We start from the raw sequence: 17,877 nt of genomic DNA, 5'->3' as shown, positions 1-17,877 counted from the left end.
CGCGGCGCCCCAATACGGCGTCGCGTCGTCCGCCAGCCATGCGGTCAGATTACTTATGCAGCTTCTCGATCTTTTCGTTGAGCTTGCCGAGTTCGGCCTTCAGCGCGGCAATCTCGTCGTCCTTGCTGGCGGCGCTGGCCGGCGCGGTCGGCGTGGGCGTCGGCGCACCAGGCATCCCCGGCATCGCGCCGGGCTTGAATGCCTTGGCGGCCACGTCGAACATTTCGAGATTGCGCTTGGCGATCTCGGCGAACGGCGAATTGGCGAACGCGCCCTCCACCGCGGTCTTGAACTGTTCGTGGTTGCGGCGGAAGCTGTCCATCGACGCCTCGAGATAGCCCGGCACCATTGCCTGCATCGAATCGCCATACATCGCAATAAGTTGGCGCAGGAAGTTGACCGGCAGCATCGACGTGCCGCGGGCTTCCTCTTCCATGATGATCTGCGTCAGCACGTTGTGGGTGATGTCGTCGTCGGTCTTGGCATCGACAACCTTGAAGTCGCGCCCCTCGCGGGTCATCGCGGCCAAGTGTTCCAATGTGATGTAGGATGAAGTCTCGGTATTATAGAGGCGCCGATTGGCGTACTTCTTGATGATGACCGGGCCGTCGCCCGTGTTCTGCTTCTTCATCCTGAAAGGCTCCCCGACCCTTGTTTGATCGGCCTGTACCATCCTTTCATGCCGCGCCGCAACACGGTCCGCGACCGCTGCCCCTGTTCCTCGACATGTTGCGTAGCGAAACCGCGGGCGCGCCGGAACGACAGGCCACCGCGCTCGACGGATTGCGCGCCTATCAGGACGCACCTCGCGGCAGGGCGCGCAAGCCAGCGCCGGCGCGGTTCCGCAAGGGGGGCGCTCGACTGCGCGATTATGGCGGCGACGGGCGGCCGGTGGTCCTCATCCCCTCGCTGATCAACCCGCCCTTCATCCTCGATCTGACGCCCGATGTATCGCTGCTGCGCTGGCTCGCCGCGCAAGGGCTCCACCCATACCTGCTCGATTGGGGCAGCCCCGGCCCGACCGACCGCGGCATGGACATCACCGCCCATGTTGAGCGGCTGCTGCTGCCCTTGATCGCCAAACTGCCGGAGCCGCCGGTGCTCGTCGGATACTGCCTCGGCGGAACGATCGCCCTGGCTGCCGCATGCGCCACTCCGGTCGCCGGGCTCGCGCTGATCGCCGCGCCGTGGCGCTTCGACGGGTTCGGCGATGCCGCACGCGCCGAGATCGCCGCGCTGTGGCAGGCCGCGCAGCCGGCTTGCGAGGCGATCGGCATGGTGCCGATGGAAGTGCTGCAATCCGGATTCTGGCGGCTCGATCCCGCGCGCACGATCGCGAAATATGAAGCGTTTGCGGCGATGGCCCCGGGCAGTGCGGCGGCGCGCTTGTTCGTCGCGATGGAGGATTGGGCCAATGCCGGCGCGCCGCTCAGCTATGCGGCCGGCCGGCAATTGTTCGAGGAATTCATCGCCGGCAACCAGACCGGCCTCGGCGCGTGGCGCGTCGGCGGACACACCGCCGATCCCGCCGCGCTGCGCTGCCCGGCGATCGACTTCGTCTCGATGAGCGATCGCATCGTTCCCGCCGCCAGCGCCGCAGACCTGTCTGATCGGCGCGATCTCGGCGCAGGCCATGTCGGCATGATCGTCGGCCGGGGCGGCCGCACGCAATTGTGGGAGCCGCTGGCCCACTGGCTAAGCGCCCTGCCCCGCCCTAGATAGCGCGCAAGACATTTGCAGGAGCATCTCCCATGGATATCGTCATCACCGCCGCCAAGCGCACGCCGGTCGGCAGCTTCCTCGGCGCGTTTGCCGCCACCCCGGCGCACGAGCTCGGCCGCATCGCGATCGAAGCGGCGCTGGCGCAGGCCGGCGTCGCGGGCGAGGACGTATCCGAAGTCATCATGGGCCAGGTGCTGACGGCGGCGCAGGGCCAGAACCCCGCGCGCCAGGCATCGATGGCCGCCGGCGTGCCCAAGGAAGTGCCGGCCTGGGGCGTCAACCAGGTATGCGGCTCGGGCCTGCGCGCGGTCGCGCTGGCATGCCAGGCGATCCAGTCCGGCGATGCGACGATCGTCGTCGCCGGCGGCCAGGAATCCATGTCGCTGTCGGCGCATGCCCAGACGCTGCGCACCGGCACGAAGATGGGCAATGTCGGGCTGGTCGACACGATGATCAGCGACGGCCTGACCGACGTGTTCAATCATTATCACATGGGCATCACGGCGGAGAATCTCGCCGAACAGTATCAGATCACGCGCGACGACCAAGACGCCTTCTCGGTCCGCTCGCAGAATCTCGCCTCCGCCGCGCGCTCTTCTGGTCGGTTCAAGGACGAGATTGCAGAAGTTACGATTAAGGGCCGCAAGGGCGAAACCGTGGTTTCCGACGACGAATATATCCGCGACGGCGCGACGCTCGACAGCGTCTCGGGCCTCAAGCCCGCGTTCAAGAAGGACGGCAGCGTCACCGCCGCCAATTCGAGTGGCCTCAACGACGGTGCCGCCGCGCTCGTCATCATGAGCCGCGAGGAAGCCGAGAAGCGTGGCGCGCCGATCCTCGCCACGATCAAGAGCTGGGCGTCGGCCGGCGTCGATCCCTCGATCATGGGCATCGGCCCCGTCCCGGCGACGCGCCGCGCGCTGGAAAAGGCCGGCTGGACGATCGCTGACCTCGATCTGATCGAAGCCAACGAGGCGTTCGCTGCGCAAGCGCTGTCGGTGGGCAAGGAGCTCGGCTGGGATGCCGAGAAGGTCAACGTCAATGGCGGCGCGATCGCCATCGGCCACCCGATCGGCGCCAGCGGCGCGCGCGTGTTGACCACCTTGATTTACGAAATGGGCAAGCGCGACGCCAAGAAGGGCCTGGCGACATTGTGCATCGGCGGCGGCATGGGGATCGCCATGTGCCTCGAGCGGGGGTGAGATTTCTGAGGCCGCTCCGGGCAAGACGCATCTGATGTATCTTGCCCGTAGTCAGGCGATCTTACGGTGCTAAAATTGGCGACCGATAGTGTCGCATTTTTGCAACGTTGCAACAAAACGTTCATCTTCGCTTCATCTTGCGCTTGCGACGTCGTGGTTCAGCCCCTTTAAGCGTGACACAGGTCAATAACGAACCGTGTCTTAGGGGTATCGAATGAAACTTTCCCGCTTTTTCGCTGCAGCTGCGCTAGTGCCGCTCGCGATTGCTTCCATGACGCCTGCCTTTGCACAGGTATCGTCGCCGACCGTTCCCGATGACACGGCAACCGAAGAAACTTCGCAGGAGATCACGGTAACCGGTTCGCGTATTCGCGCCCCGAATTTGGAATCGGCTGTGCCCGTCACGGTCGTGGCCGGCGAGCAGTTCTTCCAGACCGGACGCGTGTCGATCGGTGACGTACTCAATGATCTGCCGCAGCTTCGCAACACGTTCAGCCAGCAGAATTCGACTCGCTTCCTCGGGACCCGCGGGCTTAACCTGCTCGATCTGCGCGGCCTGGGTACGCAACGTACCCTCGTCCTCGTCAACGGCCGCCGCCATGTCGCGGCAGACATTCTGAGCAATGGCGTCTCGCCAGATACCAACACCTTCCCGACGGACCTGATCGAACGCGTCGAAATCGTGACTGGCGGTAACTCTGCCGTCTACGGGTCAGACGCGATTGCGGGTGTGGTCAACTTCATCCTCAAGGACAGCTTTGACGGCCTGCAGATCCGTGGCCAGTCGGGCATCAGCCAGTACGGCGATGCCGGCAACCAGTACGTCTCGGCACTCGGCGGCAAGAACTTTGCCGATGGCCGCGGCAACATCGCGTTGAACCTGGAATACGCGCATCAGAGCCGCTATTTCGGTTCGGGCCGACCCAACCTCCGCCAGGCAGATGGCTTCCTTGTCGTCGACACCGATCCGGCTGGCACGACCAACGGCTCGGACGGCGTATTCGATCGCAAATTCTTCCGGGACATCCGCTCGACGACGATCTCGCCCGGCGGCCAGGTCGGTATCCGTTATGCCAACAACGCGTCCGCTCCGTGCGGTCGTGACGCCGTCGGCAGTGCCTTCACGTGCGCCTATCTTTTCCAGCCGGATGGCTCGCTGGTGCAGCAGACCGGCACGCGCGTCGGCCTCGGCCCGAATGGCAGCTTCATTGGCGGCAACGGCCAGACCGGTCGCGAAGGCCAGTTGCTGACTTTGTCGCCCCAGCTCGATCGCTATTCGGCCAATGCGATCGGCCATTTCGAGGTTTCGCCCGCCTTCGTGCCGTTCTTCGAAGCCAAATATGTCCGTACCGAAGCGTTCGGTTCGGTCAGCGGCCCGCTGTTCTCGCAGGGGCAGACGCTCGCCGACAACTTCACCGTCGATGGCTTCCGTGACGCGTCATACTTCAACACTGGCGGCGCGGCCGGCAACGTCAACCGCGAAGGCATCCGTCTCGACAACCCGTTCCTGAATGCTCAGGCACGTGCCACGCTGCAGCAGCAGCTGCTGGCGGCCGTGAACAGCAGCGCAAACGGCTTGAACCCCAACACCGGCGCGGCCTTCACTGATACGCCCGCTAGCCAGGCCGAGCGGGCGCGTATCATCGCGCAGATCAACGACGGCTCGTTCCGCTTCAGCAATCGCCGCAACTATGTCGATCTCGGCATTCGCGACGAGCGCATCCGGCGCGAGACGTATCGCGGCGTCGTCGGCATCCGCGGCACGTTCAACGACGACTGGAACTATGAGGCCTCGGCCAACTACGGCGTTTACAAGGAACGCAACGTTATCCAGGGCAACATCAACACCCAGCGTTTCCTGCTGGCGAACGACACGGCCCGCAACGCGGCTGGCCAGATTGTCTGCCGCTCGCAGATCGACCCGCGCTATGCCGGTGAAGATGTTGGCGGCAATCCGGCCCAGTTGGCGGCGGATATCGCGGCCTGCGTTCCGCTCAACCCGTTTGGCACGGGCTCCGTTACCAAAGCGGTACGTGACTATCTGACGGTCCAGTCGGAAGCGACGGGCAAGATCACCCAGTTCGTTGGCTCCGCCTTCGTGTCGGGCGATCTCAGCCAATTGTTCGAGTTGCCCGGTGGCCCGGTCGCGTTCTCGGTCGGTGGCGAATATCGCCGCGAGACCAATAGCTACGATCTGGATGACCTGACTCAGGCCGGCTATGCCTTCTACAACGCGATTCCGTCCTTCAGGGCGCCGGCCTTCGCGGTGAAGGAAGCCTATGGCGAGCTTCGCGTGCCGCTGGTTAAGGACGTCTTCCTGCTCCAGGAACTGACCTTCGGCGCCTCGGGCCGCGTTGCCGATTACAAGGGTGCGACCGGCACGGTGTACGCATACGGCTTCACCGGCGAATGGCGTCCGGTGGACCAACTGCGCTTCCGTGCAGCCTACAACCGCTCGGTGCGTGCGCCGAACCTGTCGGAGCTCTATTCCGAACAGGGCCAGAACTTCACTCCAGCGCCGAACGATCCGTGCTCGGAGCGGAACATTGGTACCGGTTCCGCCACGCGCGCGGCAAACTGTGCGGCCGCCGGCCGCCCGGCAGGCTACGACTATGTCTACACCGCCTCGCTTGAGACGGTTAGCGGTGGCAACCCCAATCTGCGGGCGGAAACGTCCGATTCCTACACTTATGGTGGTGTTTGGGAGCCGTCGTTCGTCCCCGGCCTGTCGATTTCGGTCGATTACTACAATATCAAGGTCAAGGACGTGATCACCGCGACGGGAACGCCGCAGCAGATCCTCAATCTCTGCTACGACTCCCCGACGCTCAACAACGCGTTCTGCTCGCTGTTTGAGCGTGCAGGCGCCGCAGGCGGGCCGCGTGGTGAACAGCAGTTCCGCGTGCTTGAGGGATCGTTGCTGCAGTCGTCGGCGAATTTCGCCGCGCTGCAGGTCCGCGGTATCGACACGAACATCGCGTACCGTCACCGGTTTAACTTCGGCACGGTAAATCTGGGTGCTGTCTGGACGCACACCCTGCAGAATGACGAGTTCACCAATCCTGCCGACCCCAATTTCGCCAACGTGCTCACCAACGAGCTCGGCGATCCGCAGGATCAGGTCAACGTGAACGCCAGCGTCAAGATTGGCGCGTTCACCTTGGGTGGTCAGGCGCGCTGGATCGGGAAGATGTATCTCAACACGTACGAGGATTATAACTCGTTGAACGGCCTGCCGCCGCAGAACACGGATTATGCCGAGGTCAAAAAGTACGGTGTTGCATTCTATCAGGATCTTCGTGCCGACGTTGATGTGAACGACAAGTTCAATTTCTATCTCGGTGTGGACAACGTCACCAACAAGCAGCCGCCGTTCGGCCTCACCGGTGTTACCGAAGGTGGTGGCATCTATGACGTTCGCGGCCGTTACGCTTATGCAGGCTTCGTCGCGAAGTTCTGAGACTAAGCGAGGTAATCCTAAGGGCCGGGTTGATCCCCGGCCCTTTTTTTGTGAAACTTTGACATGGCTGCGGATAACACTGTCGCGAGAGCGGAAGCGCTGCTGGCCGCTGGTGCGCGACAAGAGGCGATTGCGCTTGTCGACGGTGCGGCAGCGGCCGGAAACGTCGATGCGTTGATGCGCCTGGCGACGTGGCGCCTGATTGGAGCGCCTGTGCCCCGCGACCTGCCGCTCGCGCGTGCCCTGCTGGCGCGCACCGTGGCGATCGGTCATGTCGACGCCGCATTGATGCAGATAGCGTTGACCGCCAACGGGTCTGGCGGCGTGGCAAATTGGCCAGCCGCATTGGCGCTATTGCGTATCGCCGCGCGGAACGACCCGTTGGCGGCGGAGCATCTCGCCTTGGTGGGCGCAATGGACATCGATACCGATGGGATGCCCCGCAATATCCCCGAGCCCGAAAGGCTGAGCGACGCCCCTGATCTGGTCCGCTATCGTGCCCTGCTGACCCCGCAGGAATGCGCACACATCGCGGGTATCGCAGCGGATATGCTGGAGCCTGCATCCGTCCTCGATCCGACCACCGGTGCACCGATCGCACATCCGGTCCGCACGTCTTACGGCGCGGTGATCGGCCCGGCGAAGGAAAGCCTGCCTACGCGCGCGTTAAATCACCGGCTCGCGGCCATCAGCGGAACGATGATCGCACAAGGCGAGCCGCTGGCCGTGCTGCGCTATACGCCGGGCCAGCAATATCGGCCGCATCTCGACAGTATTGCTGGCGCCATCAATCAGCGGATCAAAACCGTATTGGTATATCTGAACCACGGCTTTGTTGGCGGAGAAACACGGTTCATGGCGACCGGATTAACGATCGCGCCGCAACCCGGCGATGCCATTGTGTTCAGCAACGTGCTCGAGAACGGCCAGCCGGATCGAAGTGCCGAACATGCCGGGCTGCCGGTCACTCGCGGCGCCAAGTGGCTGGCGACACGCTGGATTCGCGCCACGCCATACGATGCCTGGAACGCCCCTAGACTGTAGCCGAAATCCACCGCCGCTCGAACCTAGCACCCAACCCGGTGAGCAGTTCATACTGGCTCATGCCGGACAGAGCGGCGGCCTCCGGCAACGCGTAATCGAGCGCCACCCAGTCGCCCTCGGCCATCGGCGCCGCGGTGACATCCAGCGCGACCAGATCCATCGACACGCGTCCGATGACCGGAAACCGGCCGCCACCGGCCGATCCCGCATCGGAAAAGCCGCGGAAATAGCCATCCGCATAGCCGATATTGAGGATCGCGACCTCGGTTTGCCGGGCCGCGGTCCAGGTCGCGTTATAGCCGACCGTGTCGCCGGCCGACACCCGGCGGCGCTGCAGAACCTGCGCTTCGGGCATGGCCACTTGGGCCAGCAGATCGCGCATCTCCGCGCGCGGAATGCCTCCGTACAGGGCCAGCCCCGGGCGGGTCAGATCGAAGGCATAGTCGCTGCCGAGCGCGACGCCCGCCGAATTGGCCAGGCTCAGCCGCCGGGCCCGAGTGCGGCCGGCCAGCGCGGCGAACGCCGCCAGTTGGCGCGCGTTCATCACGCTGTCCTCGTCGGCGCAGGCGAGATGGCTCATCAGCGTATCGACGCGGAGCCCTTCGAGCAGCCCCAGCGCGTCGACCGACAGCCCCAAGCGGTTCATGCCCGTATCGATCATGACATCGCAGGCGCCCCCGCCGGCTGCTTTCCAACGCGCGACCTGCGCCGCGGTGTTGAGCACCGGGCGGGCGACGCCGGTCAGGGCGAGCGCCATATCCTCTTCGCGCACCCCGTGCAGCACCGAAACCGGCAAGGCGAGCGACGCCAACGCGGCCGCTTCCGCCCAGGTCGCGACGAAGAAGTCGCGGCAGCCGGCATCGGCCAGGCGGATCGCCACGCCGATCGCACCCAGGCCATAGCCGTCGGCCTTGATCGCCGCGCCGCAAGCGGCGCGCCCGCTCATGCGGGCGAGCGTGCGCCAATTGTCGGTCAGGGCTTGGCCATCGAGGCGGAGGCGTAAGGGTGCGGTCACGCTCGTGCGGTTAGCGGCCTGCGCCGCGCGGCGCTAGTCGGCGCGTGCCGCCGCTGCGATACGCGGGCTCTCCAGTCCGACCAGCGTCACCACCAGCGCCATCGCCACCACGAGCCACGTGTACCACAGGCCGGCATAGGGATCGCCGGTCCGCGCCACGATATACTGGCTGATGAACGGCAGGAACCCGCCGAAATAGCCCGTGCCGATATGATAGGGGATCGACATCGAACTGTATCGGATGCGCGGCGGGAACATCTCCGACAGCAAGGCCGCCACCGGCCCGAACGTGATGCCGGAAAGCGCGCCGAGCAGCAGGATGGCAAACAGGATGACGGCGATGTTGAGCGGCGCGGGCACGATCTTTTCGAGCTGATAGCCAGCCGCGGTCAGCGCCGTGTCGAGCCCGGCCGGTGTCGTGTCGGTCACCGCCAGGCCACCGATCCGCACCACCGTCGCCGGCGTGTGTTGCTTGGTATATTCCACGCCCTTTTTGGAGAAGTAATCGAGCAATTGGCCGCAACGATCGATCTGCTTGGTGGCGAACGGATCATAGGAGCAGACCGGGCCGGACACGATCACCGGCGCGCGCCGTGCCGCCTCCGCCAGCGCAGGATTGGCGGCGCTACCCATCACCCAGAAAAGCGGGAAGAGCAGCACCAGCGTGGCAACGTACCCCAGCACGATCGGGGTCTTGCGCCCGATGCGGTCGGACAGCCGGCCAAAGAACACGAACCAGAACAGCCCCGATGCTGCCCCGACGCCGACGATCAGCTGCGCCGCGGTTTCCTGCACGCGCATCGTCGTCTGCAGGAAGGAGAGAACGGTGAACATCGCCGTATACCAGATCACCGTCAGCCCGGCGGCGATGCCGAACAACGCGACGAACAGGCGCTTGAGATTGCCCGGATAGGTGAAGCTCTCGGTGAACGGATTCTTCGCCGTCTCGCCCGCCGCCTTCATCGATTTGAACACCGGGCTCTCGGACAGTTTGAGCCGCATATACAGCGATACGCAGAGCAACAGCAGCGAGAACAGGAACGGCAGCCGCCAGCCCCATGCGTCCCACACGCCGCCAGGCAGCGCGAGCTTGGTGATCAGCACGACGGCCAGGCTGAGGATGAACCCGCCGACCACGCTGGCCTGGATGAAACTGGTGAAATAGCCGGCCTTGCCCGGCGGCGAATGCTCGGCGACGTAGATTGCGGCACCGCCATATTCGCCGCCCAGCGCCAGACCCTGCAGAATGCGCAGGAAGATCAGGATCAACGGTGCCGCGAGACCGATCGACGCGGCAGACGGGACGAGGCCCATGCCGGCGGTCGCGATGCCCATCAGCGTGATCGTGACGAGAAACGTATATTTGCGGCCCAGCCGATCGCCGAGAAAGCCGAACAACACCGCCCCCAGCGGACGGAAGCCGAAGCCGACCGCGAAGCCCGCCCAGGCGAACAGCGTCTGCAACATTTCCGAGCCGCCGGGAAAGAAGGTGCGGCCGATGATACCGGAAGCGGCGAGCGTGCCGTAGATGAAGAAGTCGTACCATTCGAACACGGTGCCGAGCGACGAGGCGGTGATGACGAGCTGGATTTCCTTGCGCGTCGGAGGGCTTGCTGCCTCGCCCACCATGCCGCCTGCCGCCTGTGTGATCGCCATGCCCGTCTCCCCTGTGCGCAGGTGTAACGCGATTGGGAGGGGCGGCAAGCGGGTTGCGCGATGGCGGACCGGCGTCGCTTGGGCTAGCGCTCAGCCATGGCCTATGTCTTCCTGCTCATCGCGATCGTCGCCGAGGTCTGCGCGACCTCGTTCCTCAAGGCATCGGACGGTTTCACCCGACCGTTGCCCGCGATCGCGACCGCCTTTGGCTATGCCCTGTCCTTCTACTGCCTGTCGCTGACGCTGCGGACGGTGCCGACCGGCATCGCCTATGCGATCTGGTCGGGCGTGGGCGTGATCCTGATCGCCGCGGTGGCGTGGATCTTCCAGGGGCAGAAGCTCGACGCGGCGGCGATCGCGGGCATGACGCTGATCGTCGCCGGGGTGATCGTGATGAACACCCTGTCGAAGGTGAGCGGGCACTGAGCCCCACGCTGCCGTCATGCTGAACGTGGTTCAGCATCCATCGTGCCGCAGGTCCGACGGCGATCGTGCCATCCTGCGATTGCCACCATGCCGGTCGAACCGCACGGTTCATCCGTGTTGCACGATGGATCCTGGACCCAGTTCAGAGTGACGGTGGTAACCGTCGCGCCGCTCAGACCGTCTCAGAGTCCGCCTGGCCGAGATTGATATTGTCGTAGAGCGCGAGCAACGCATTGACCTCGGCGATCACCGTTTCCTGCTCGGCGCGCCAGCGTGCCGTGGCGTCCTCGATCGGCTCGCCATGGCGGCCGTCGTGCAGCGTATAGCCCTGATCGATCAACCAGATTGCGTCCGCCGCGCGCGAACGCTGGCGGCGCAGATGGAAGACCCACTGCTCGATTATGCCCGACGGTACTAAGCGGTCCAGATCACCCATGCGATCGCCTAACCGAGCGGGCGGCGCGGCGCCACTGTGGAATGCTCATTGGCCGTCCAGCATGCGGATGATGCCCGAAAAATCCGTGCCCCCCTGCCCGGCCGCGGCAAACCGCTCGTACAATTCCGCCGCTTTCATCCCCATCGGCGTATCGGCGCGGGCGCCGGCCGCCGCTTCCATCGCCAGCCGCAGGTCCTTGAGCATCAGCGCCGTCGCGAAGCCGCCCTGATAATCGTGGTCCGCCGGCGTCTCCGGGCCGACGCCGGGCAGCGGCGCATAGCTCGTCATCGACCAGCTCTGGCCGGAGGAAACGCTGGAAATATCGAAGAAGGTCTGCGGATCGAGCCCCAGTTTCTGCGCCAGCAGGAAGGCTTCGCACGTGCCGACCATCGTCACGCCGAGCAGCATGTTGTTGACGATCTTCGCCGCCTGCCCGCTCCCGCCCGACCCGGCATGGATCACCGCCTTGCCCATGTCGGCGAGGAACGGCTGCGCGCGATCGAAGCCTTCCGCGCTGCCGCCGACCATGAAGGTCAGCGTCCCCGCATTGGCCGCCGCGATCCCGCCCGAGACCGGCGCGTCAACCGCGGTAAAGCCCTTGGCCTGCGCAGCTTCGCCGACGCGCCGCGCGGTGGCGACGTCGATCGTCGAGCAATCGATCAGGATCGCCCCGACCGGTGCGGCGGCGAACACGGCATCGGTATAGACGCTTTCGACATGCGTGCCCGCGGGCAGCATGGTAATCACCGCTTCGGCGCCGTCGAGCGCGGCAAGCGCGCTCTCGGCCGGGAGGCAGCCGGCCGCCTCGGCGCGGGCCAGCGCCTCGGCGGACAGATCGAAGGCGCGGACGTCATGCCCCTTCTTCGCCAGGTTGGCGGCCATCCCGCCGCCCATATTGCCGAGCCCGATAAAGGCGATGCGTGCCATTCTTCTCTCCTATGCGTCTCCCCTCCCGTTTGCGGGAGGGGTCGGGGGAGGGCCTGTTTCTCACGACTTTCGGGTAACAGCCCCTCCCCTAGCCCCTCCCGCAAGCGGGAGGGGGATTGCTTATTTCCCGGTCCACACCCCCGGGCGCTTCTCGACGAACGCGGCCATGCCTTCCTTCTGATCCGCCGTCCCGAACAGACCGTGGAACAGGCGGCGCTCGAACTGCACGCCCATCGTGAGGCCAGTCTCGAACGCGGCGTCGACCATTTCCTTGTTCGCCTTCACCGCCAGCGGTGCCATGCCGGCGATCGTGGTCGCGGTCTTGACCGCATCCTCGATCAGCTCGGCGGCGGGCACGATGCGCGAGACCAGCCCCGCGCGCTCGGCTTCCTCCGCCCCCATCATCCGCCCGGTGAGGCACATCTCCATCGCCTTGGCCTTGCCGATCGCGCGCGTCAGCCGCTGCGAGCCGCCCATGCCCGGGCTGACCGCAAGCTTGATCTCGGGCTGGCCGAACTTGGCGGTGTCGGCGGCGAGGATGAAGTCGCACATCATCGCCAGTTCGCACCCGCCGCCGAGCGCATAGCCGGCGACCGCGGCGATGATCGGCTTGCGCGTACGGGCGAGCGTCTCGTAGCCGCCGAAATGGTTGGTGCCGTACATTTCGGCAAAGCCCTGCGACGACATTTCCTTGATGTCCGCGCCGGCCGCGAACGCCTTCTCGCTGCCGGTGAGCACCGCGCAGCCCTGACCGTCATCCGCGTCGAACGCAGCGAGCGCGGCGAGCAGATCGGCGAGCACCTGTGCGTTGAGCGCATTAAGTGCCTGCGGCCGGTTGAGCGTGATCAGCGTGACGGGGCCGCGCTGCTCGACCAGGATGGTTTCGTATTCTGCCACGATTATGTTCCTTCTTCCGTCACCCTGAACTTGTTTCAGGGTGCATCGCGCGACATGTTCCATCGCCATTGCGGCACGATGGATGCTGAATCGAGTTCAGCATGCCGGCGGGTTTAGTGGGGCGTCCAGGCCTCCGCATCGGGCAGTGGCGCGAAGATCTGGTCGATCACGTGATCACTTACCCCCTCGGGGCCATCGGCGCTCCAGCGCGGCGCATTGTCCTTGTCGACGATCACCGCGCGTACGCCTTCGAGGAAATCGTGCCGCTGCACGACATGCGCGCCGACGGCATATTCCTGGCGCATCTCGTCCTCGAAAGTCGCCATCTGCCGCCCTTCGTGAAGCAGCCGCAACGAGACCTTCATCGTCTGCGGCGATTTGGTTCGCAGTGTGGCCAGTTGCTGCGCAGCCCACTCGCCACCGTCGCCAGCAAGCGCGGCATAGATATCCTCCAGCGCATCCGACGCGAACAGCCGATCGATCACCTCACGCTGGGCGAGGATGCGGGCATCGGGCGCGGGCACGGCAAGATCATCGAGGATCGCCGCGATATCCTGTGGTGCCGCGGCGATACGCCGCTTGGCCTCGTCGAGCGTCGCGCTCGGCACATAATGCGTCGCCAGCCCCAAAGCCAGACACTCGGCGCCATCCAACCGATGCCCGGTCAGCGCCAGATACTGCCCGGTCCGCCCCGGCAGCCGCGACAGATACCAGCCGCCCCCGACGTCGGGGAACAGGCCGATCCCGGTTTCGGGCATGGCGAACTTGGTGTTCTCGGTGGCGATACGGAAGTCGCACGGCAGCGACAGGCCGACGCCGCCGCCCATCGTGATCCCGTCCATGAACGCGACCGTCGTCTTGGCGTAGCTGAACAGCCGGTGGTTGAGGCGATATTCGACATGAAAGAAGGCACGTGCCGCCACGCCGTCGGTCGCGCCGGACTCCGCCAGCATGCGGATGTCGCCGCCGGCGCAGAGGCCGCGTCCTTCGGCATGATCGATCAGGATCGCCTCGATGGCGGGATCGGTCGCCCAGGCGTCGAGTGCTGCGAGCATTGCCTCGCACATGTCGGTATTGAGCGCATGCAGCGCCTTGGGCCGGTTGAGGCGGAGGCGGCCGAGGGGGCCTTCGGCAAGGATAAGGACGTCGGTCAAATCCCCTCTCCCATTGGGAGAGGGAGGGAGGAGCGAAGCGACGGAAGGGTGAGGCCGATGCGCGTAACCGAAGTCGCCCTCACCCTTCCCACTGCTTCGCAGCGGGCCCCTTCCCTCTCCCGACGGGAGAGGGATTTTAAGCGCATGTCGCTCATTGCCGCGTCAGCTCCCGCCCGACGATCATCCGCATCACCTGGTTCGTGCCCTCGAGGATCGAATGCACGCGCAGGTCGCGCCAGAAGCGCTCGATCGGATAATCCTGCAGATATCCGTACCCGCCATGCAGTTGCAGCGCCCGATCGACGATCGAACTGCCATTGTCCGTCGCCAGCCTCTTGGCCATCGCCGAGAAGCGCGACTTGTCCGGCGCATTCGCGGTCACCTTGGCGGCGGCGATGTAGAGCAGCGCGCGTGCCGCCTCGAGATCGGTGGCCATGTCGGCGAGCGTGAACTGCGTATTCTGGAAGTCGCTCACCGCCTGGCCGAACTGCTGCCGCTCCTTGGTATAGGCGATCGATTCGTCGAGGCAGCGTTGCGCGCCGCCAAGCGAACAGGCGCCGATATTGAGCCGCCCGCCGTCCAGCCCGGCCATCGCGAAGCGGAACCCGTCACCTTCCGCGCCGACGAGATTCTCGACCGGCACGCGGCAATCCTCGAAGATTACCTGCGCGGTCGGCGAGGCATTCCAGCCCAGTTTCCGCTCGGGCGCACCGAATGACAGGCCCGGCGTATCCTTCTCGACCACGATGCAGGAAATGCCCTTCGACTTTTCCTCGCTGGTCCGCACCATGCAGACATAGAGATCGTTATAGCCCGCGCCTGAGATGAACTGCTTGGTGCCGTTCAGCACATAATGGTCGCCATCACGCCGCGCGCTGGCCTTCAGCGCGGCAGCGTCGGAACCCGAGCCCGGCTCGGTCAGGCAATAGCTGGCGATCTTGTCCATCCCGACCAGCGACGGCAGCAGGCGATCCTTGATCTGCTGCGCGCCGAAGCGGTCGATCATCCAGGTCGCCATGTTGTGGATCGAGATGAAGGCGCTGGTCGCCGGGCAGCCATAGGCCATTGCTTCCATGATCAGCGCCGCCTCGAGCCGGCCAAGCCCGATCCCGCCACTCTCCTCGCCGACATAGATGGCGCCGAAGCCGAGTTCGCCAGCGGCCTTCCAGACATCGACGGGATAATGGCGCTTCTCGTCCCATTCGCCCGCGAACGGCGTAATGCGATCGGCGGTGAACTTGCGCGCCAGATCCTGGATCTCGCGCTGCTCGTCGGTCAGGTCGAACTGGTTGGTCATAATAGTCTCGTCTTGAGGTCAACAGCGTCCGTAGCGGTAGGTCTTGCCGCCCGGCTCGGCCCGCTGCAGCACGGTGCCGGCGGAAGTGAGTTCGAGCTGGTCGCGGCGCGGCGCGACGCCTTTGTCGGTAAAGGTCAGGTCGGCGATGACCTTGTAGCGCGAGGGACCACCGATCACCTTGGCAACGGCGCTTGCCGTATAGAAGGTCAGGGTGCTGCCGCGGATCACCAGCAGCCCCTTGGTGTCGCTGCGCGCGACATCGCAATCGGCCGGCGTGATGCCCCAGCGCCCTTCGAACTGCGGCGGCAACGCGCCCGGCGGCGCGGCGCGCTCCTCGCTGATCGGCAATCCGCGGGGGACGTTGCGCTCCGGCGCTTGCTGCACGGTATCGATCGCCGCCGCGGCCTGCGCTTCGTTGACGGTAGGCGCATCACTGCCCGAACAGGCGCCAAGCGCCAACAAGCCGAGGGGTACCAAGCGCCGCATCGAGATGCCTTTCGTAAACATTACGAGAGCGCAACGCGTGCCGGGCGCGAACGGTTCACGCCGGGCATCGGGCATAAACAAACGCGCCGGCCGGTTCTTCTTCGGTCCGCGCCAGTTTCGTGCCGCCACCGCTCAGATCGAACACGCTTCGGCTCTGCCACGTCTGCCCCTCGCCGCTGAACGACAGATCGGTGCCGATCCGCGTCGGCGAGGAGACATCGAGCTTGGCGATCGTCGCGCGCGATTCATAGAACCGGATCGCGTCGGCCGAAATGGTGATCAGCCCCTTGTTGTCGTCCCGCTTGGGGTCGCAATCATTGGCGTTCATGCCCCAGCGGCCGCGGAAGGCGACCGGGAAGGTGCGTGGCGCCGCCGTTGTCATGGTCGCTTGGGGTGACGGCGTCGGCGTGGGGCGCGGGCTCGGCAAAGTTGCATTGGTCACGCCAGTCGGTGCGACGATGCCCACGTCGCCGGTCGGCGCGACCTCGGCCTGCGTCTCGTTGCTGGCCTTGGGGGGTTCGGTCGGGCCGGAACAGGCGGCCAGCGTCAGCGCCAGCGTGGTAAGGGCGACGATCTTCATACGCTATCCCCTAGCCCATCGTCGGGATGACGAACGCGTTCGCGCCGTCACCGACGCCGCCGTCGGGCCAGCGCTGCGTCACGGTCTTGACCTTGGTCCAGAACTTGACGCCTTCCATGCCGTGCTGGTTGGTATCGCCGAAGGCCGAGCGCTTCCACCCGCCGAACGTATGATAGGCGACCGGAACCGGGATCGGCACGTTGATGCCGACCATCCCGACATTGACGCGTGCGGCAAATTCGCGCGCGGCGTGGCCGTTGCGCGTGAAGATGGCGACGCCATTGCCGTATTGATGCTCACTTGGCAGGCGCAATGCGTGCTCGAAGTCATCGGCGCGCACGATCTGCAGCACGGGACCGAAAATCTCTTCCTTGTACGCCGACATGTCGGGCGTGACGTGATCGAACAGCGACGGCCCGATGAAGAAGCCCTTCTCATGCCCCTGCAGTTCGAAGCCGCGGCCATCGACAACGAGCTCGGCGCCTTCGTCGACGCCGGTCTTGATCCACTGCTCGATCCGGCTGCGGTGCGCCGCATTGACCACCGGGCCATAATGCGCGTCACTGTCGGTCGACACGCCGACGCGAAGCGCGGCGATCGCCGGGATCAATTTCTCGCGCAACGCTACCGCAGTTTTCTCGCCGACCGGCACGACCACCGGCAGCGCCATGCAACGCTCCCCAGCACTGCCGAACGCCGCGCCCGACAGGTCGGCGACGACCTGATCGAGATCGGCATCGGGCATGACGATGCCGTGGTTCTTGGCGCCGCCCATCGCCTGGACGCGCTTCCCCGCCGCGACGCCGCGACGATAGACGTAATGCGCGATGTCGGACGAGCCGACGAAGCTGACCGCCGAGATCGCGGGATGATCGAGGATCGCGTCGACCATTTCCTTGTCGCCATGAACGACCTGGAGGATGCCCTCGGGCAGGCCTGCTTCGCGGAACAGTTCGGCAAGCCGCACCGGCACCGACGGATCGCGCTCGGAGGGTTTCAGGATGAAGGCGTTGCCGGTGGCGATCGCCACGCCCGACATCCACAGCGGGATCATCGCCGGAAAGTTGAACGGCGTGATGCCGGCACCGATGCCGAGCGGCTGGCGCATCGAATAGACGTCGATACCGGGGCCCGCGCCCTGGGTATATTCGCCCTTGAGCACATGCGGGATGCCGCAGCAGAATTCGATCACCTCGAGCCCGCGCTGGATGTCGCCCTTCGAATCGGCGATCACCTTGCCATGTTCGGACGAGAGCAGTTCCGCGAGTTCGTCCATATGCGCCTCGACCAGCGCCTTGAAGTTGAACATCACGCGCGCGCGGCGCTGCGGGTTGGTCGCCGCCCAGCCCGGCTGCGCCTTCAGCGCCGCCGCTACCGCCGTGTCGAGCAGCGCCTGGTCGCCGAGATTGACCGTCGCCTGGATCTGCCCGGTATTGGGATCGAACACGTCGCCGGTGCGCGCACCGGCGCCACCGCCGGCGTGCCCGGCGATCAGATGGTCGATGACGCGCATATCACTCTCCGTTTATCGTTGCGGCCCTATCCCATCCCCGCCCTGTGCAGGCAAGATGTAGC

At 65.3% G+C, this 17,877-nt stretch carries 16 protein-coding genes; 5 read left to right on the top strand and 11 right to left on the bottom strand.

The window, feature by feature from the left end; translation table 11 throughout:
• Nucleotides 1-49: 49 nt before the first annotated feature.
• Nucleotides 50-631, bottom strand: a complete 582-nt coding sequence (gene phaR / locus NV401_RS02350) for a polyhydroxyalkanoate synthesis repressor PhaR (protein WP_261292760.1) — start codon at nucleotides 629-631, stop codon at nucleotides 50-52.
• A 95-nt stretch (nucleotides 632-726) separates the two neighbouring features.
• Between phaR and NV401_RS02345 the strand changes: the two genes are divergently transcribed.
• The 4 genes from NV401_RS02345 to NV401_RS02330 all read left to right on the top strand — a co-directional run bounded on the left by NV401_RS02345 (nucleotide 727) and on the right by NV401_RS02330 (nucleotide 7,428).
• A complete protein-coding gene (locus tag NV401_RS02345) occupies nucleotides 727-1,722 on the top strand; it encodes an alpha/beta fold hydrolase (protein ID WP_261292759.1) in 996 nt (331 codons plus the stop codon).
• A gap of 29 nt (nucleotides 1,723-1,751) precedes the next feature.
• Nucleotides 1,752-2,924 (top strand): acetyl-CoA C-acetyltransferase, encoded by a 1,173-nt coding sequence (locus NV401_RS02340; protein WP_261292758.1) that lies wholly within the window; start codon nucleotides 1,752-1,754, stop codon nucleotides 2,922-2,924.
• A 214-nt stretch (nucleotides 2,925-3,138) separates the two neighbouring features.
• Nucleotides 3,139-6,384, top strand: a complete 3,246-nt coding sequence (locus NV401_RS02335; RefSeq protein ID WP_261292757.1) for a TonB-dependent receptor domain-containing protein — start codon at nucleotides 3,139-3,141, stop codon at nucleotides 6,382-6,384.
• Between the two features lie 63 nt (nucleotides 6,385-6,447).
• Nucleotides 6,448-7,428 carry a prolyl hydroxylase family protein gene (locus NV401_RS02330; protein WP_261292756.1) on the top strand — a complete coding sequence of 327 codons (981 nt, stop codon included), beginning with the start codon at nucleotides 6,448-6,450 and terminating at the stop codon, nucleotides 7,426-7,428.
• On the opposite strand, the gene NV401_RS02325 is transcribed toward NV401_RS02330, so the two are convergent.
• Together NV401_RS02325 and NV401_RS02320 are read right to left on the bottom strand one after the other, a co-directional pair.
• The gene (locus NV401_RS02325; protein ID WP_261292755.1) at nucleotides 7,418-8,443 is read right to left on the bottom strand and encodes an alanine racemase; all 1,026 of its coding nucleotides are present in this window, start codon (nucleotides 8,441-8,443) and stop codon (nucleotides 7,418-7,420) included. The two genes, NV401_RS02330 and NV401_RS02325, sit on opposite strands and share 11 nt — an antisense overlap.
• A gap of 33 nt (nucleotides 8,444-8,476) precedes the next feature.
• Entirely contained in the window at nucleotides 8,477-10,099 is a 1,623-nt protein-coding gene (locus NV401_RS02320) for an MFS transporter (protein WP_261292754.1), read from the bottom strand.
• Between the two features lie 96 nt (nucleotides 10,100-10,195).
• Between NV401_RS02320 and NV401_RS02315 the strand changes: the two genes are divergently transcribed.
• On the top strand, nucleotides 10,196-10,525 hold the full coding sequence (locus tag NV401_RS02315; protein ID WP_261292753.1) for a DMT family transporter: 330 nt from the start codon (nucleotides 10,196-10,198) through the stop codon (nucleotides 10,523-10,525).
• A 172-nt stretch (nucleotides 10,526-10,697) separates the two neighbouring features.
• Here NV401_RS02315 and NV401_RS02310 read toward each other — a convergent pair whose 3' ends face one another.
• The 8 genes from NV401_RS02310 to NV401_RS02275 form a co-directional block, all read right to left on the bottom strand.
• Entirely contained in the window at nucleotides 10,698-10,961 is a 264-nt protein-coding gene (locus NV401_RS02310; RefSeq protein WP_261292752.1) for a hypothetical protein, read from the bottom strand.
• Between the two features lie 45 nt (nucleotides 10,962-11,006).
• Nucleotides 11,007-11,888 (bottom strand): 3-hydroxyisobutyrate dehydrogenase, encoded by an 882-nt coding sequence (gene mmsB, locus NV401_RS02305; RefSeq protein WP_261292751.1) that lies wholly within the window; start codon nucleotides 11,886-11,888, stop codon nucleotides 11,007-11,009.
• Nucleotides 11,889-12,008: 120 nt separating this feature from the next.
• On the bottom strand, nucleotides 12,009-12,785 hold the full coding sequence (locus tag NV401_RS02300; protein ID WP_261292750.1) for an enoyl-CoA hydratase: 777 nt from the start codon (nucleotides 12,783-12,785) through the stop codon (nucleotides 12,009-12,011).
• 113 nt (nucleotides 12,786-12,898) lie between these two features.
• Complete coding sequence (locus NV401_RS02295) at nucleotides 12,899-13,939, bottom strand: enoyl-CoA hydratase/isomerase family protein (protein WP_261292749.1); 1,041 nt, start codon at nucleotides 13,937-13,939, stop codon at nucleotides 12,899-12,901.
• Between the two features lie 151 nt (nucleotides 13,940-14,090).
• Nucleotides 14,091-15,236: an acyl-CoA dehydrogenase family protein gene (locus tag NV401_RS02290; protein WP_261292748.1), complete on the bottom strand. Its 1,146-nt coding sequence runs from the start codon at nucleotides 15,234-15,236 to the stop codon at nucleotides 14,091-14,093.
• Nucleotides 15,237-15,254: 18 nt separating this feature from the next.
• Nucleotides 15,255-15,722 (bottom strand): hypothetical protein, encoded by a 468-nt coding sequence (locus NV401_RS02285; RefSeq protein ID WP_261292747.1) that lies wholly within the window; start codon nucleotides 15,720-15,722, stop codon nucleotides 15,255-15,257.
• 55 nt (nucleotides 15,723-15,777) lie between these two features.
• Nucleotides 15,778-16,302: a hypothetical protein gene (locus tag NV401_RS02280; protein WP_261292746.1), complete on the bottom strand. Its 525-nt coding sequence runs from the start codon at nucleotides 16,300-16,302 to the stop codon at nucleotides 15,778-15,780.
• Nucleotides 16,303-16,312: 10 nt separating this feature from the next.
• Nucleotides 16,313-17,815 (bottom strand): CoA-acylating methylmalonate-semialdehyde dehydrogenase, encoded by a 1,503-nt coding sequence (locus tag NV401_RS02275; RefSeq protein WP_261292745.1) that lies wholly within the window; start codon nucleotides 17,813-17,815, stop codon nucleotides 16,313-16,315.
• Between the last annotated feature and the right edge of the window lie 62 nt (nucleotides 17,816-17,877).

This window comes from Sphingomonas hylomeconis, from assembly GCF_025370105.1.
In the GTDB taxonomy this organism is placed as follows: domain Bacteria; phylum Pseudomonadota; class Alphaproteobacteria; order Sphingomonadales; family Sphingomonadaceae; genus Sphingomonas; species Sphingomonas hylomeconis.
The sequence above is the reverse complement of the archived record's forward strand: the minus strand, read 5'-3'. Positions and strand labels throughout refer to the sequence as shown.